We start from the raw sequence: 16,284 nt of genomic DNA, 5'->3' as shown, positions 1-16,284 counted from the left end.
AGCCCCCGATAAGATACTTTCATTAGGGGGCTTAATTTAAATTCTAAAAACAGCACAATCAAACAGATCACTTCTTAAAGCGTTCAGACAAATTCATTTGTTCATACGCTTCTTCCTCAATATGAGTAATATTAATCACGGTATTCTCAGCTTTAATGATACTATCCTGATTGAGACCATCAACTTCAACCATCTTGTCATTCAACCTTTCAGCCATTTTAGATTGATCTTGAGCCGTAATATTAATCTGGGCTGTCATATCAACAATTTTCATGATCGCACTTTCAATAGAATTCATATTCTTCGCGACTTGATTGACCCGCTCAACACCTTGATGAGCGACTTCAGAACCTTTATCTATCGTCAACAGGACCGCTTGTGTATTTTGCTTCAACTCTTCTGTCATTTGATTGATATTCTGTGTTGCTTGCTGGGTTCTGGTCGCTAAAGCCCGTACTTCATCGGCAACAACAGCAAAACCTCTACCAGCCTCACCAGCTCTTGCAGCTTCAATAGCGGCATTCAATGCCAACAAATTGGTTTGATCCGCAATATCACTAATCGAATTAACCACTTCATTAATAGTGTCACTTTCTTTTGAAAGAATATCCACCACTACTTTCGCTTCACTGATCTCACTATAAACCTGACGTATGGTTCTACCCGTTTCCTCAGCAAGCTCTTGGCTCTTTCTCGTTTCAGAACACACAGACTCAGTAGCATCCGCTGCAACTCTAACGCTATCGGCCACATCATTTATGCTATTTAACATATAAGAAGTATCCGCAACAACGGCCTCAAAACGTTCTCTCTGTTTACTAAAGCTCACCAGATTACTTGAGACATTTTCTCTGACATGAGAAGCATGAGCTCTAAGTAATTTTGAACTTTCAACTAATCGATAACGAAATGTGTTACTCGCCGCTTCTTGGTGTAATTGAGAAAATAAGATTGCAGCATGATCACCTACTGACTGACAATACATATACTGCCCCAGTGCATTATGAGACTCAGTAGATAAGTTTCTCTGAGTTTCTTTTCTTGTTCTTGACTGCTGATTAACCAATAACGCACCGACAAAAGAAACAACCGAGCCAAAAATTTGAATATTGAGATCAACACTCATCAAAGAAACAACAAAAGTCAGCAAAAGAATAAAAAGCAAAGGTATGCTACTATTTTTTAACATCGAGCTTACTTTTGTCATCTTCGGTACAACTGGACCACCTTTGTTCACTCGATCATATAAAGATTGCGCATGTTTTATTTCGTTATCCGTGGCCTTCCTACGAACAGACTCATAGCCAACCACTTTTCCAGACTCTATTAAAGGACTCACATGAGCGCTTACCCAATAATGATCTCCATTTTTACAACGGTTTTTAACTATCCCCATCCAGCTATTCCCTTGCTTTAAATTTACCCACATATCAGCAAAAGCGGCAGAAGGGACATCGATGTGACGTATCAAATTATGAGGAGCACCAATAAGCTCTTCACGATCATAACCAGCAACTTCACAGAATTCATCATTTACAAAGGTAATTCTTCCTTTTACATCTGTACTAGATACTAAAACGTAATCATTAGGGAAATTCGCTTCCTTATTCGTCACTGGCATCTTACGCATACACATTCTCTCAATCTAAATTTTAAAAACCAAACCACAATCTCGAACTTTCCATACAGATACAGTACAAAATCTTACATTTCTATACAATAGCCAACATAATAAACACTGACCAAACTCACAACTTGCGTTTATTCGTCCTGAAAATCCCTATAAGCATCAGGAGCTAGATCTTCAAAACGAGTATATTTACCCACAAAAGACAAACGACACGTCCCGATTGGCCCATTTCGTTGCTTACCAATGATAATCTCCGCAATCCCTTTATACGGAGTATCTTCGTTATACACTTCATCACGATAAACAAAAGAAATAATATCGGCATCCTGTTCTATCGCCCCTGACTCACGCAAATCCGAATTTACAGGACGTTTATTGGGCCTGTTTTCTAGGCTTCGATTTAACTGAGATAAAGCAATCACCGGGCACTCCATCTCTTTGGCAATAGCCTTAAGAGAGCGTGAAATCTCAGAGATTTCATTTGTACGCCCCTCAGAAAAGCCAGGGATCTGCATTAGCTGAAGATAATCTATCATTATCAGTGCGACACCACCATTGTCTCGGGCAATTCGCCTAATCCTTGAGCGCATCTCTGTTGGACTAATACCTGCCGTATCATCAATAAAAAGCTTTCTATCTTTCAGCATTTTGACCGCAGACATAAGCTTGTCCCAATCCTCTTGCTGTAACTGACCCGAACGCATTCTTGTTTGATCTATTTTACCGAGTGACGACAGCATACGCATCATTAACTGCTCTGAAGGCATCTCTAGACTAAAAACCACAACTGGCAAATCCGTAATCATGGTTGCATTTTCAACTAAATTCATTGCAAATGTTGTTTTCCCCATAGACGGACGACCAGCAACAATAATCAAATCTGACTTTTGTAACCCAGAAGTCATTGCATCTAAATCTGTAAACCCTGTACTTAATCCTGTGATTGAGCCCTCTTGATGGTAAAGTTCATCGATCTTATCCACAGTGACATTCAATATTTCAGAAACAATTCTTGGCCCACCTTTCTTACTTCCCCCTTCTGCTATCTGAAATATCTTCCGCTCAGCTTCATCCAATACTTCGGCTGCCGTCATCCCTTCAGGGTTAAAGGCACGAGTCGTAATGTCTGTTGTTGTAGAAATTAACGCCCTTAAAACTGAACGCTCACGTACAATTTCTGCATAAGCGGCAATATTGGCCGCACTTGGAGTGGATTCAACCATCTCCATTAGATAAGCAACCCCACCAATGGCATCCAACTCACCCCGTTTATCTAAACGTTCGCCAATGGTTACCATGTCTACAGGTTCTGAATCATCCACTAAACGAGCAATCACTGAAAAAATCTGCTTATGTTCAGGTCGATAAAAATCGTCAGAAACAACCACTTCAGAGACTTTATCCCATGCCTGAGGGTCGAGCATCAACCCACCAACAACGGATCGTTCCGCTTCAATTGAGTAAGGAGGTAACTTTAAAGGTGCAGGAGCTTGTTCTTGTCTATCCACAATATTTATCCAAGGCTGTATCTGTGTGAAAATATAAAACGAAGGGTATCACGCGCCAAAAAAAGGGCACCTGATGTAATACATCAAGCGCCCTTTTTATCTAACCATCAATGATTACATTGATTAGCCAGCTTTTACTTCTAATGTAACAGTAACAACTACTTCAGAGTGAACTTGAACATCGATCTCAAAAGAACCTGTATGACGAATCACACCTTCTGGAAGACGCACTTCAGCTTTAGTCACTTCAACTTCAGTAGAAATCAGTTCAGCGATATCACGTGCACCGATTGAACCGAATAACTTACCTTCATCACCAGCATTTGCTTCGATAGTGAAAGTCTTACCAGCTAATTGCTCACCACGAGCAACAGCAGCCTCTTTACGAACAGCTGCTTGAGCTTCTAGCTCAGCACGACGCTCTTCAAAAGTAGATAAGTTAGCTTTTGTAGCCATTACAGCTTTTTTGTTTGGAACCAAAAAGTTACGAGCGAAGCCTGGTTTTACAGTAACAACGTCACCGATACCGCCTAACTTGTTTACTTTGTCGAGTAGAATAACTTCCATCTCGATCACCTCTAATTAATAATTAGCTATCACTTAAATCAGATGGCTTTTCCTGTATTCTGCCTCGAAAATTTATAAACGCATCGGCTACAGCTAATGCTGTTAACACCATCGTAAAATAAACATTCAAAACAAAGAAACCTACAAGATAAAATATAACCAATCCAACTATCCCAATTCTTTTTTTTGCTAACACTCCGTGTACTAGCGCTATTCCCGCCAAAACAAAAACAGGTATAGACACTTGGGTCAAAACATGGAATTCATCTCCTAGGCTTTCACCTAACAAAACCATCCCACCCAACAACAACACCGATACCAAGGGTAATCGAAGTTGATGAAATTCATCACGTAAGCCACCAGGATTATATAATGTAGACTGCCACTTTCTCGCTAAAAAAGTGCCGCTACAGCTACAAAAACCTGAACACTTGAGAGCGCCACAACAACCTGATTAAAGATCAAACTTTCATCAGGCACCTTTACCGTTTGCTCAGATAAAAACAGCTGAATCATTTCAATCATCAAATTCAGCATACTGGGCATTAGAATCGGTAGAAGGAACACCCCTAACAAAGCTATGCAACTAGCCACGGTTAAAACCAATGACCAAGACATTTTTGTACGTAACAAATACCCTAACACAAGGACTTGGACCAATACGATTAATGAAGTTGCATCACCTTGGTAAAGCCACAACATCAATGGAGACAGTCCACCCCATGCCAGTACAGGAATTGCCTCTGCAATACCTTTTCGAAGCACCACCAAACCTAAAATGGCTGCCGCTAACCAAAACATAAGAGGGATGACACTAAACGCTGCCACACCAATAATGGCATGCATACGTTTTTTCATTACCCAGTTTGCTAGCGTACTCATGCGGTACCTCGAATCACTTATTAATTAAAGTGACTGTCAGTGTATGGCAAAAGAGCAATATAGCGAGCACGCTTAATAGCAGTCGCTAATTGACGCTGGTAACGTGCCTTTGTGCCAGTAATACGGCTAGGTACGATTTTACCAGTTTCAGTTACATAACCTTTAAGTGTCTCAAGATCTTTATAATCGATCTCAATTGTACCTTCTGCTGTAAAACGGCAGAACTTACGACGACGGAAAAAACGAGCCATGAGTATCTCCTAATCCAATTAATTATTCAGCAGAATCGTCAGAAGAAGTATCTTCTTCAACGGAATTTTCTAAAGCACGCTCTTCACGCTGAGGAGCTGGGCGACGGTCATCACGACCTTCAGATGCTTTAATTGGAGAAACTTCTGTCACAGCCGCTTTGCGACGAATTACCAAATTACGGATAATTGCATCGTTGTAACGGAATGTGTCGTTTAGTTCAGACAAAACACCTTCAGAACACTCAACATTCATAAGAACGTAGTGTGCTTTGTGAATTTTGTTGATTGGGTAAGCTAATTGACGGCGACCCCAGTCTTCTAGACGGTGAACTTGACCACCATCTTCAGTAATCAAGTTAGTGTAACGCTCGACCATTGCTGGTACTTGTTCACTTTGATCTGGATGAACCAGAAATACGATTTCATAATGACGCATTGAAGCTCCTTATGGGTTCTTAGTCTCCACGCTTCCCCCGTTAGATAAGCTGTGAGACAAGGAGTATTGATTTACGGGGTGCGGTATTATATAACACCCCTGAAAATAATGAAACCAAGGAAGTAAAAAAATATGACCAACCAAGTAAAGGCGATGATTCTAGGTTTCATGGCTGTTTTTCTCTGGTCAACGGTAGCGACCGCGTTTAGCCTCTCTCTTTCTCAACAAAGCCCAGCTCAATTATTATTAGTCGCCTCTTTTACCTCACTCTTGTTTTTAATTACTTTAATTATCTACAAAAAACAATGGTCAGAATTAGTTTTTCATTTCATCGAATCTTGGAAGTCATCATTATTTTTTGGCGCAATAAACCCTTTCATTTACTATCTCGTATTACTGGAAGCCTACAATTTATTGCCTGCTCAAGAAGCCCAAGCAATCAACTACACTTGGGCCATTATGCTGAGCTTTATGGCCGTTCCAATATTAAAGCAAAAACTTGTTTTTTTTGACCTTATTGCGGCTGCATGCTGTTATTTTGGTGTCTTAGTTATCGCCACGAATGGAAGCCCCTTATCACTTGAATTCAGTAATTTCTATGGCGTTATACTAGCCTTAGTAAGCACAATAATTTGGGCTAGCTACTGGTTATTGAATACGAAAGATCAACGACCAAGCTTAATCGGACTGACGCTGAACTTCGCTTTCGCCCTTCCTCTTATTCTCATCTATTGGTGGTTAACAGAAGACAATATCCAATGGAGTGACAAAGGTGTTTTAAGTGCAATCTACATTGGTTTTTTTGAGATGGGCTTGACTTTTGTTCTATGGAACAACGCATTAAAACTCACATCAAAAGCAACCAAGGTGGCGAATTTAATCTTCCTTGCACCCATCTTATCTATTTTTTGGTTGTCACAATTCACAGATGAGGCCGTAAAAATCTCGACTCTTATTGGCCTAGCCTGCATACTAATTGGCTTAACCGTTCAAAATATTGCAAAAGCAAGAAAAGAAAACTAGCCCCAGAATAAGGAAGATCATGCCTGCGTTTATTTACTTACTGTTACCCGTTCTTTTTTGGTCAGGCAACTACGTTTTAGGAAGGATAACTCTGAGTTCAGGACTGGACCCTTTCTTTTTGTCATTCGCACGTTGGTCTATTGCCTGCCTACTCATTCTACCATTTGCCTATAAGCCATTAATAAAAGAATACAAAATCGTTTTTCAGAACTGGAAAATGCTGACTTTTCTAGCTTGGTTTGGCGTCTGTAACTACAATTTATTTTTGTATATAGGACTGACCACAACCAGTGTTACCAATGCGGTTCTTTTAAACTCAGTTATGCCTGTCATTATATTGATTGCCGCAAGAGTATTACTTGGACAAAGAACCTCTTGGTTACAGAATACGGGTATTCTTATCTCGACCCTTGGTGTAATCAATATCGTCAGCCAAGGTAGTATGGATACGTTAATGAAGCTCACGGTATCTACTGGTGACTTATGGATTATTGTCGCCGCACTTTGCTGGGCCGTTTATTCTGTGCTTATAGTAAAGAAGCCAAAAGGACTTTCTATGCTTGCTTTCTTTGCCAGTACAGCCATTATCGGCACTCTCATTCAACTGCCCATTTTACTAGCATTTGGTGATCAAAACATACACGACATCAGAAGCACAGACTGGGGGACCATTTTATATATGTCAGTTTTTGCCTCCATTGGTGCCTTCCTTTGTTGGAATACAGGCATTCAAAAATTAGGCGCGTCAACCGCAGGTCATTTTATTCATTTAATGCCTGTATTCAGTATTTTTCTATCATTGGTTTTTCTTAATGAAAGTCTCTACAACTTCCATATTATTGGTATCGTGCTAATTTTCGGCGGTATATTTATTGCCACTATATTAAACAAGTTAAGGCAAAAAACATGAATATCTAAAAATCAAGCTAGATAACAACATACACTATTCATCAGAAGCTACCCTCTAGATAAACGAGCGCTAAACAATATGCTAATAAAAATGCAGAGCATTCCCATAAAAGCAATGCTATTAGGAATATGTCCCCATAGTAACCACCCCCAAATACCACTAAAAACAACGCCAATATAACTTACTGGTGAAACAATACTAGCAGGGGCATATGTATAAGCTTTAGTGTACAAAAACATCCCTACGTACAGCGTCATCGCAACCACACCTACCCAACCAAAAAGCGGCAGAGGAACATATAGGCTATTCCCCTGTAGCAACACCATTAACCAAGATAACAATGCCGATACAGCAAAATAAATGGCAATCGTTTCTTGGCTTCGAACAGATTTTGACAACGCCCGAGTAGCCACCATAGAAAAAGCTAACCCAACTGCCGATAAAAGCCCCACAAAATGCCAATGGTTAATACTAGATGGAGTGGGTTGAATAATAAGCACGACCCCTGTAAAACCAATCATTAAAGGAAACCAACGTCTCAGAGGAATCCTTGTTTTATGCATCAACAAAACCACAAAGGGTACACATAAAGGGGCACAGGTTCTTAGCAAAGAAGCTTCGACTAAAGGAATATGGTTAAGGGCATAATAATAGAAAATAAAACCAGAAAAGCCACCAATACTGCGCAAAAAATGAACTTTCCAAACCGACCTGGGATGCCATTTCCAATGACCTGTCTGCTGAGGCAGTAAGATAGCTAAGCAGAGAATACTTTGCCAAAAAACCAAAGTCGCAACGGCTACATCTTGTTGTACAATTTTTGCAGCCAATGCCGTAACTGACATAATTAGGGCATAAGCGATCGTGGCATAAATCCCTTTTTTGATTAGCGCCAATTCCATTATTGATAACAAGCACTAAATAAAATGATGATATTCATATACAAATCCGTTTTTAAATAGTATTTAAGAGGACATCATTATCAATGATTAAGATTTACCCAAGTACCGTGCTAACGCCGAGTTTTCTCTTGGGTTATCCAATGCCATCGCTGAACCTTGCTCAAGTACGCGACCCGCCTCAATCAAAATAATATTACCACCCGCTAATTTTGCTTCATGGGGATGATGTGAAATTAGCAATGTGATTAACCCAAGATCACGTGTTAAATCGGCCACTAATAACAACATATCCTCCCGTAAACTTGGATCAAGAGCGCTAAAAGGTTCATCCAGTAAAAGTATGGGCTTTTTCCTGACAATTGCCCTCGCTAAAGCAACCCTTTGAGCCTGTCCACCAGATAACATTTCTGGGTATTTATCCCGCTGATCTTCTAACTGAGTTTTCTTCAACGCCCACTCAACCGATTGCCGCTCAATAGACGATAGCTTACCATTTGGGCGCAAACCAATCGCAATATTTTGCCACACGGTTAATTGAGGAAACAGGTTATCACTTTGAAAAAGAGTCGTGATCGGCCGCTCATAAGGCGCTTTTTTTGAAGGTTGTCGCCATCAAATGACAGCCCCCCTTCCCCTTCAAGAAAGCCTCCAATCAGCTGCAATAAAGTACTCTTCCCTTCTCCACTGCCTCCTAACAAGGTCGTTAGCCCAGTGACTATATTCACTGAATAATGTGCAGAAAATACTCCCCAACTGTAAGACAGATCAATTTTTAACACTCTGCTTCCCCCCAATAAGTCGGGTCGATAATATAAACAAGGCGACACACAAAGCCATTAATACAACAGCAACACTGGCACCTTGCTCCAATCGATATGATCCAATCAATTGAAATAGATACAAGGGTAAAGATAAGAGCCCAGAAGAACCAAATAAGGCAATCACCCCCATATCCCCCAAACAAAGTAATGTGGCATAACCAAAGGCCTGCGCCACACTCCCTCTAACCAGAGGCCATTCAAGCTTAAAACGAGAAACACCCCATATACCCAAACTTGAATAAAGTAACTGATAACGCTTTTCTTGTTGATAAAATATAGGAGTTAAGGCTCTCAATACAAAAGGCAATGCCATCATGCTATTAACCCAGACAACTATCCAATAGCCATGCTCAAATCCCCATCCAAGCTGTCGAAAAATCAAAAACAATCCGGTAGCAATCACCAACCCTGGAACCATTAAAATACTACTGCCCAAATGCTCTACCATGCTTGCCAACCAGTTTAATGACGGCTTTAGTCGCGCATAACGAGCAACAAAAACGAATCCAAGCCCCAGTATTAAACTTAATATCGCAGCCGGAAGCGCTATTTTCAATGAAACCCAAACCGCCATCCACATCTTGAGATCTTTCAATGTCTGCCAGAAAACCACACTCAACACGGGCTCTAATATAGCGAGAAAAGGCGGTAAAATAAGCAATAATGCCAATACAATAACAACGAAATCAATCACCTTATTCCAAACAGTATCTTTTAAGTCATAAACCGTTAGCTTAAGGACACTGCCATCTTGCTTAACGGGTAAAGAAAATCGATAAACTAGAACCGCAACAAGACTGCATATAACCACTTGCAATAGAGACAACACACTCGCCTTCGAGACATCAAACTCAAAGCGGAGAGCTTGATATATAGCCACCTCTAAAGTACTTGACCTAGGCCCTCCCCCCAAACTCAAAACGACAGCAAAACTTGAAAAACACAACATAAAGATCAATACGAACGCCCCTGGAAGCGCTTTGCGTACATAATGCCACTCTATGTATTTAAAGGCATACCAGCGAGAGAAGCCTAATTGATAGGCTAAGCGCCATTGCCCTTGAGGAATTAACGAATACGCTTGCACCAATAAACGTACAGCCAGAGGAAGGTTAAAGAATATGTGGGCAAGCAGTATGCCTAAAAGCCCATACAAAGGAACATCAATACCGGTCCAGCGACTTATCCAACCGGCTCGGCCATAGACCACCACAATCCCCAAGATGGCAACGATACTAGGCACCACCATGGAAACCGCAAATAATTGAAAAAGCGCATCTCGACCGAAAAATTGCCGATGCATTAATGCGGATGCAATAGGCACAGCAAAACCAATACTGATAATACTGCTTAAAAATGCCTGCCACAGAGAAAATCGAACAATGCGCCACAAATACGTATTTGATAAGTATTCAGCCCAGCTACTGGATTCTCCATAAAACAAAAGAGCCGCCAAACTGGCAGCTCCAATGATAGCAAAAACAGCAACTATTAATAGCGCTGGCAGCAAACGCCACCGGATAAAAAGCGCCTTATCAAATGACATCCAAGAACGAGTCATTACCTTGTCGTTGCTTCCAACCACTCATTCACCCAAGCATTACGATTTTTTGATATCTCCTCTAAAGGAAGATTTAACACTTTGGTAGGCTGCTGCAATGAAGAGAACGCTTCTGGTAGAGGCATATCAACAACAGGAAACATCCAATTGCCAGTGGTAACATGAGACTGAAAGCCCTTCGTCAGAATAAACTCCATAAACGCCTCAGCTAACTCTGGATTTGGAGCACTTTTTAACTGTGCCGCCACTTCAATTTGAGGGTAAAAACCTTCCACAGCTGGTGCCGCTTGATACTTGTTCACACCTTCTGCCACCATATGATATGCAGGAGAAGTGGTATAACTTAACACGACATCAGATTCGCCTTTCAAAAATAAGCTATAGCCATCATACCACCCCTTAGTCACGGTAACAGTGTGCGAACTTAGCTTTTCCCAAGCGGCAGCGGCTTGATCACCATAAACAGATTTCATCCATAATAACAATCCTAACCCTGGAGTACTGGTTCGAGGATCTTGATAAATAACACGTAACTCTTGGTTTTCAACGATATCTTGTAAAGACATTGGAACATTTTTAAGTTTTTCAGTATCGTAAATAAACGCAAAATATCCCTGGTCAAAAGGCACGAAATATGAATTATCCCAACCACCAGGAACCGTTACCTTCTGAGTGTCCACAGAGTGAGGAGCTAGCAATCCCGTTTTTTCTGCAGCCGTCATTAAATTTACATCGAGGCCCAGTAAAACATCGGCCTTAGAAGATGAACCTTCAAGCTGGACGCGTGATAAAATGCCTACAGACGAATCTAAACCCACATAGTTTAGCTCACAGTGACATTCTTTCTCGAAGTCGGCTTTGATTTTTGGACCGGGACCCCATTCAGCAGCAAAAGAATCATAGGTATAAACGGTCAGAGTATTTTTATCCTCCGCCATTACAATCGTAGACAAGGACAAAGCCGTCAAGGCCGTTGCAGATAAGGTAACAAGAGAAGTAAAACGCATTTGGTCGCTCCAATAAATACAATGAGCGGCGCGGTGTGAGGCTGCATATAAAGCAAGATCTCAATCCCTACGCCAGCATAATCTGGATCAGGTTCAACGGGTTAGCAAGTCTAACGGATTACCGTTAATGAATTTGCTTCTCAGCCCAATAAAAGGCACCCCATGAGATGTAATTCGGGCTAGATTATAACGATTATTAAAAAAATCGCTAGAAACTTCCTTTCTCAGCCCACTTTCTAAGATAAAAACATAAAAAATGGCTAATGTTTAATTTCATCAATACAGTCTAATACTCGAGATACGGCTCCTTGATTACGCTGAGCAAAAGACAACGATCGTTCCCCCATAACCTGTCGCAAAGAGTCGTCATCAAAAAGTATTAAGACATTTTCTATCAATACAGAGCGATCAATACAAAGCAAAGCACCGCCTTCTTGAATTAACTCTTGGGTAATTTCTTTAAAATTAAAGGTATGCTCTCCTATAAGAATAGGCTTTGAAAGTAACGCGGGCTCAATAGGGTTATGTCCGCCTCTAGTAATAAGACTGCCACCAACAAATGCTACATCTGCACAATGATAATAAAGCAGTAACTCTCCCATAGAGTCGCCAATAATAACGTCATACTGAGACCAATTTTCGGCAGTAACCTCACTCCGTTTAGCCACTCGTTGAAAGTAACCTCGAGCCAAATCATAAACAGCGTCAAAACGCTCTGGATGCCTTGGCACTAAAATAAGCAATGCCATTGGATGAGTTTGCTTTATTCGTTTATGGGACTCACAAAGTAGGATTTCTTCTCCCTCATGGGTACTCGCTCCAATCCAAACCAAAGACCCTTCTGCTAAATGAGATTTCCAATTACTTTCTAAAACCGAATCAGGAATGGTAAGGTCAAATTTAATATTGCCTGTAACACAAATGGACTCAACGCCTAACTTACGAAAGCGGTCAGCATCCGCCGCATCGTGGGCACAAATCCGCTTAGGTAATGCCATTATCGCTTTAGACAATGTTTTAAATTTAAGATATTTTTTTAGAGAACGCTCACTTAAGCGAGCATTAATTAAATAGACTGCAATATTTTGTTGCTTACATTCAAACAGCAAGTTTGGCCACATCTCCGTTTCTACAATAAGCAACTTGGGACAAGTAACCTTAGACAGAAATTTCTTCACTGACCTCTTCCAGTCCACCGGAAGGTAATGATGCTGTACATTATTTTGAAACAGTTGACCGACCTGCGCTGCTCCTGTTGGTGTCATAGTGGTAATCAACAACTGTTTTTTAGGAAACAAGCGCTGCCATTCATTCACTAAAGGCCGAACAGCAAGCACCTCCCCTACCGATGCACAGTGAATCCACAAATCCACACGAATCTCTTTATCGACGTTTCCAAGAGCTTGCTGCAGCGAATAGTTGTCATGGTTTTTTTCTAAGCGCTTCAATTTGCGCATAATCAAAGGCGTCAGTAGGGACAACAATATTTGGTAGGCCCACATGACTAGCCCTCAGATTCATTAAATTGTTGATTATGCAGTTGAGCATATGCCCCTTTTTGCTCTAATAACTCAGCATGACTTCCCATTTCTACCACTTCGCCGTGATCAATAACCGCAATGATGTCTGCATTTTCAATTGTAGATAATCGATGAGCAATGGCTATCGTCGTTCTATTTTCCATCAACGTATTTAATGCTTGTTGAATGGCTCTTTCTGACTCGGAATCTAGCGCAGAAGTTGCTTCATCTAAAATCAAAATAGGTGCATTTTTTAAAATGGCTCTGGCGATCGCAATACGTTGACGTTGCCCTCCAGATAACAAAACACCATTTTCTCCCACAAGTGTATCTAATCCGTGCTCTAATTCTTGAATAAAGCCCCATGCATTCGCCGCTGACGCAGCCGCAATAATGTCCTCTTCCGGAGCACCATTTAGGTCTCCATAGGCGATATTAGAACGAATGGTACCGTTAAATAAAATCACTTGCTGGTTAACTAAAGCAATGTTTTTCCTTAAGTTATCAAGCTCATATTGATTAATTTCAACGCCATCTAATAATAAATGACCTGCTTCAACATCATAAAAGCGTGGTATCAAATTCGCTACCGTTGATTTACCACCACCAGACCGCCCCACTAGCGCTAAGGTTTTACCAGCGGGAAGCGAGATACAAATATCCTTAAGTATTTTCTTCTCTGTATTTGGGTAGGTAAAGTTTAAATGATTAAAGGCTATATCTCCCTTAAATCGATCAACCTTCTTAATACCAGTATTCTTTTCTTCATCCAGATCTAAAAACTCAAAAATACTTTCAGCCGCAGAAATGCCTTTTTGCAAAATACTATTCACTTCAGTCAGCTGGCGCATAGGTTTACTAAGCATTCCCGCTGCACCAATGAAAGCCACAAAATCCCCAGCAGACATAGACGAACTAATGACAGGGTCAAGAGCCATCCAAATTAAGGTCGCTAAAGCAACAGCAACAATAAATTGAACAATGGGTACATTTAACGCCTTGGTTAACTCTAACTTAAGCTGCGAGCGTCGATTTTCCTCAGCGGCTTGATAAAAGCGTTCTGTTTCAAATCGTGAGCCACCAAAAATCTTAATGACTTCATGACCTTTAATGGATTCAGAAGCAACATCCGTTACTCCACCCATCGCATTTTGAATCCGCGTACTTAGCTTGCGAAATCGTTTCGATGCGTAGGAAACAATGACGCCGATAATTGGCACAATCAATAAAAACAATAGAGATAAACGCCAGTTGGTATACAACATATATCCCATTAACCCAATGACAGTAAAACCTTCTCTTAATAACGTTTTTAGTGCATTAGTAACCGAGCCAATGACTTGCTCAGTATCATAGGTCAACTTAGCCAATAATCGCCCTGTTGGCATCGAATGATAGTAACTCGATGGCAGAGAAACCAACTTATTGAACATACTGGTCCGAAGGTCAAAAACCACTTTATTTGCGATTTGAGCCATAAAATAAGAACTGGTAAATGTTCCTATTCCACGAATAACAAAAATACCAAGAATCGAAAGTGGAATAAGCAGACGGTTCTCTGTTGCTTGATCATTAGAAACCACATCAACAATATGCTTTAACAAAGCCGCCAGAGCTGGCTCCATTGCCGCATACATCATAAAGCCAACAATACTCAGCAACAGATAATGCCAAGATCCTTTGAGATACGCTAACAAACGGAAATAAAGTTGTCGCCCTGTCTGTTGCTTGTCCTGTTCCACTTTATCCAATTGACTCATTTACAAATTGGCCTTTTCAATAATCTTAGTTGTTGAATAACCATCCACAAACGTTAATACTTTCACTTCTCCGCCACAAGACAGAACATGATCCGCACCAACAATGGTTTCTATTGAGTAGTCACCACCTTTCACTAGGACATCAGGAGAAAGTGCTTCAATAATCTCTTTTGGCGTGTCTTCATCAAACCATGTCACCCAGTCAATGGCCCCAACGCCTTCTAGGACTGCCATCCTATGCTCTAGATTATTTATTGGCCGTTTATCTCCTTTTAAACGTTTTACTGAAGCGTCCGTATTAACGGCTACAATTAATCTGTCACCTAATGCTTTTGCCTGTTTCATGTAGGTAACATGACCTGGATGAAGAATATCAAAACAACCATTTGTAAAGACCACTTTTTCATCATTCAACTGTGCCAATTGAATCTGTTCTAATAATTCTTCAGGAGACAGCACACCAAAATTTGTCGTCCGAGACCGAGCAAACATGATCGCTTCAAGCTGCTCTGAAGAAATCGTCGCGGTTCCTAGCTTCCCAATAACATAACCTGCCGCTTGATTTGCATATTCTACGGCATCAGTTAAACGCTTACTGGTAACAAAAATGGACGCTAATACGGCGATAACTGTATCGCCAGCACCAGTCACATCAAAGACCTCTCGAGCCGCCGTCGCTAATGAAAACGGTGGTTTATTCTCTTCGAATAACATCAAGCCATCTTCTCCTCGAGTGACCAGCAATGCTTGCCAGCCGAATTCTTTACGTAAAGACTCTCCTTGCTCAACCAGTTCATCAGTATTACTACAATGACCAACGATCAGTTCAAATTCACTTAAATTTGGTTTTACTAACGTCGCACCTTGATAAATAGAAAAGTCTTTTCCTTTAGGATCTACAAATGATGGGACAGAATGTCTATTCGCCAATTGAATTAATGACTGAATACCGGATAAAGTACCTTTTGCATAATCAGAGAATATAACAGCATCGCAATCTGCAATCGTTTCTTGAACTAATGACTCGATCTCAGAGCGATGATCAAAACTCGATAGGTCCTCTTCGAAATCCACTCGAATCAGTTGCTGATGACGACTAATTACCCTCAATTTAGTGATTGTAGGCAAGCTATCACTATGGAAAAAACGACATTGAACATTTTCATTTTGTAAACAAGTCTGAAGAGCCGACGCGTTTTCATCTTTACCAACAATCCCAATAAGAGTAACTTTCACCCCTAACTTCGCCAGACCTAAGGCAACGTTTGCTGCCCCACCCGCTCTGTCTTCAACATCAGAGACCTTTACCACCTGTACAGGCGCTTCTGGAGAGATACGTGAAGTGCCACCATGCCAATAACGATCAAGCATAACGTCACCAACAACTAGAATATGTTTTTCTTTAAAATTCAGATAAGAAGAGTTCATAGCGTAATAGTATTCGATTTTTGAGGTCGAGCATCTTATCATATTCAACAGCCAAGTTGGATACACTAAAAAATAAGG

15 protein-coding genes, 1 pseudogene and 1 riboswitch are annotated in these 16,284 nt (G+C 40.7%); of the genes and pseudogenes, 2 read left to right on the top strand and 14 right to left on the bottom strand.

Annotated features, from left to right (window positions below):
* Positions 1-67 precede the first annotated feature (67 nt).
* From O1D97_RS19690 to rpsF, 7 genes are all read right to left on the bottom strand, one after another.
* A complete protein-coding gene (locus O1D97_RS19690) occupies positions 68-1,630 on the bottom strand; it encodes a methyl-accepting chemotaxis protein (protein WP_330221503.1) in 1,563 nt (520 codons plus the stop codon).
* A gap of 131 nt (positions 1,631-1,761) precedes the next feature.
* Positions 1,762-3,147 (bottom strand): replicative DNA helicase, encoded by a 1,386-nt coding sequence (gene dnaB, locus O1D97_RS17105; RefSeq protein WP_428981134.1) that lies wholly within the window; start codon positions 3,145-3,147, stop codon positions 1,762-1,764.
* 114 nt (positions 3,148-3,261) lie between these two features.
* Positions 3,262-3,705, bottom strand: coding sequence for a 50S ribosomal protein L9 (gene rplI / locus O1D97_RS17100; protein WP_269127367.1), 444 nt, complete (start codon positions 3,703-3,705; stop codon positions 3,262-3,264).
* Between the two features lie 22 nt (positions 3,706-3,727).
* Positions 3,728-3,994 carry a hypothetical protein gene (locus O1D97_RS17095; RefSeq protein ID WP_269127366.1) on the bottom strand — a complete coding sequence of 89 codons (267 nt, stop codon included), beginning with the start codon at positions 3,992-3,994 and terminating at the stop codon, positions 3,728-3,730.
* A 104-nt stretch (positions 3,995-4,098) separates the two neighbouring features.
* Positions 4,099-4,587 (bottom strand): hypothetical protein, encoded by a 489-nt coding sequence (locus O1D97_RS17090; RefSeq protein ID WP_269127365.1) that lies wholly within the window; start codon positions 4,585-4,587, stop codon positions 4,099-4,101.
* A 20-nt stretch (positions 4,588-4,607) separates the two neighbouring features.
* On the bottom strand, positions 4,608-4,838 hold the full coding sequence (rpsR, locus tag O1D97_RS17085; RefSeq protein WP_191600719.1) for a 30S ribosomal protein S18: 231 nt from the start codon (positions 4,836-4,838) through the stop codon (positions 4,608-4,610).
* A gap of 22 nt (positions 4,839-4,860) precedes the next feature.
* Positions 4,861-5,274 (bottom strand): 30S ribosomal protein S6, encoded by a 414-nt coding sequence (gene rpsF / locus O1D97_RS17080; protein WP_269127364.1) that lies wholly within the window; start codon positions 5,272-5,274, stop codon positions 4,861-4,863.
* Positions 5,275-5,406: 132 nt separating this feature from the next.
* Here rpsF and O1D97_RS17075 point away from each other — a divergent pair, with 132 nt between their 5' ends.
* Together O1D97_RS17075 and O1D97_RS17070 are read left to right on the top strand one after the other, a co-directional pair.
* The gene (locus tag O1D97_RS17075; RefSeq protein ID WP_269127363.1) at positions 5,407-6,297 is read left to right on the top strand and encodes a DMT family transporter; all 891 of its coding nucleotides are present in this window, start codon (positions 5,407-5,409) and stop codon (positions 6,295-6,297) included.
* A 19-nt stretch (positions 6,298-6,316) separates the two neighbouring features.
* Positions 6,317-7,207, top strand: coding sequence for a DMT family transporter (locus O1D97_RS17070; protein WP_269127362.1), 891 nt, complete (start codon positions 6,317-6,319; stop codon positions 7,205-7,207).
* A gap of 47 nt (positions 7,208-7,254) precedes the next feature.
* Here the strand turns inward: O1D97_RS17070 and O1D97_RS17065 are convergent, their stop codons facing one another.
* From O1D97_RS17065 to hldE, 7 genes and pseudogenes are all read right to left on the bottom strand, one after another.
* Complete coding sequence (locus tag O1D97_RS17065; RefSeq protein WP_269127361.1) at positions 7,255-8,109, bottom strand: DMT family transporter; 855 nt, start codon at positions 8,107-8,109, stop codon at positions 7,255-7,257.
* 87 nt (positions 8,110-8,196) lie between these two features.
* Positions 8,197-8,834, bottom strand: a pseudogene (locus O1D97_RS17060) (ATP-binding cassette domain-containing protein).
* Between the two features lie 40 nt (positions 8,835-8,874).
* Complete coding sequence (thiP, locus tag O1D97_RS17055; protein ID WP_269127360.1) at positions 8,875-10,515, bottom strand: thiamine/thiamine pyrophosphate ABC transporter permease; 1,641 nt, start codon at positions 10,513-10,515, stop codon at positions 8,875-8,877.
* Entirely contained in the window at positions 10,491-11,498 is a 1,008-nt protein-coding gene (gene thiB, locus O1D97_RS17050; RefSeq protein WP_269127359.1) for a thiamine ABC transporter substrate binding subunit, read from the bottom strand. The genes thiP and thiB overlap by 25 nt, the downstream gene beginning before the upstream one ends.
* A 46-nt stretch (positions 11,499-11,544) precedes the next feature.
* A riboswitch (TPP riboswitch) is annotated at positions 11,545-11,671 on the bottom strand.
* Between the two features lie 87 nt (positions 11,672-11,758).
* On the bottom strand, positions 11,759-13,000 hold the full coding sequence (locus O1D97_RS17045) for a 3-deoxy-D-manno-octulosonic acid transferase (protein ID WP_269127358.1): 1,242 nt from the start codon (positions 12,998-13,000) through the stop codon (positions 11,759-11,761).
* A gap of 2 nt (positions 13,001-13,002) precedes the next feature.
* Entirely contained in the window at positions 13,003-14,778 is a 1,776-nt protein-coding gene (gene msbA / locus O1D97_RS17040; RefSeq protein ID WP_269127357.1) for a lipid A export permease/ATP-binding protein MsbA, read from the bottom strand.
* Positions 14,779-16,206: a bifunctional D-glycero-beta-D-manno-heptose-7-phosphate kinase/D-glycero-beta-D-manno-heptose 1-phosphate adenylyltransferase HldE gene (hldE, locus tag O1D97_RS17035; protein ID WP_269127356.1), complete on the bottom strand. Its 1,428-nt coding sequence runs from the start codon at positions 16,204-16,206 to the stop codon at positions 14,779-14,781. It abuts the gene before it with no gap.
* Positions 16,207-16,284 lie beyond the last annotated feature (78 nt).

This window comes from Marinomonas phaeophyticola (assembly GCF_026966905.1).
Classification (GTDB): Bacteria; Pseudomonadota; Gammaproteobacteria; order Pseudomonadales; family Marinomonadaceae; genus Marinomonas; species Marinomonas phaeophyticola.
Note: the sequence above shows the minus strand (reverse complement) of the source record. Positions and strands in the feature narration are given on the sequence as shown.

Excerpts from the sequence above, each read along its gene's own strand:
- O1D97_RS19690 (WP_330221503.1), bottom strand. The coding sequence starts at position 1,630 with ATGCGTAAGATGCCAGTGACGAATAAGGAAGCGAATTTCCCTAATGAT.
- rplI (WP_269127367.1), bottom strand. The coding sequence starts at position 3,705 with ATGGAAGTTATTCTACTCGACAAAGTAAACAAGTTAGGCGGTATCGGT.
- O1D97_RS17090 (WP_269127365.1), bottom strand. The coding sequence starts at position 4,587 with ATGAGTACGCTAGCAAACTGGGTAATGAAAAAACGTATGCATGCCATT.
- rpsR (WP_191600719.1), bottom strand. The coding sequence starts at position 4,838 with ATGGCTCGTTTTTTCCGTCGTCGTAAGTTCTGCCGTTTTACAGCAGAA.
- rpsF (WP_269127364.1), bottom strand. The coding sequence starts at position 5,274 with ATGCGTCATTATGAAATCGTATTTCTGGTTCATCCAGATCAAAGTGAA.
- O1D97_RS17075 (WP_269127363.1), top strand. The coding sequence starts at position 5,407 with ATGACCAACCAAGTAAAGGCGATGATTCTAGGTTTCATGGCTGTTTTT.
- O1D97_RS17070 (WP_269127362.1), top strand. The coding sequence starts at position 6,317 with ATGCCTGCGTTTATTTACTTACTGTTACCCGTTCTTTTTTGGTCAGGC.
- O1D97_RS17065 (WP_269127361.1), bottom strand. The coding sequence starts at position 8,109 with ATGGAATTGGCGCTAATCAAAAAAGGGATTTATGCCACGATCGCTTAT.
- thiB (WP_269127359.1), bottom strand. The coding sequence starts at position 11,498 with ATGCGTTTTACTTCTCTTGTTACCTTATCTGCAACGGCCTTGACGGCT.
- O1D97_RS17045 (WP_269127358.1), bottom strand. The coding sequence starts at position 13,000 with ATGTGGGCCTACCAAATATTGTTGTCCCTACTGACGCCTTTGATTATG.
- msbA (WP_269127357.1), bottom strand. The coding sequence starts at position 14,778 with ATGAGTCAATTGGATAAAGTGGAACAGGACAAGCAACAGACAGGGCGA.
- hldE (WP_269127356.1), bottom strand. The coding sequence starts at position 16,206 with ATGAACTCTTCTTATCTGAATTTTAAAGAAAAACATATTCTAGTTGTT.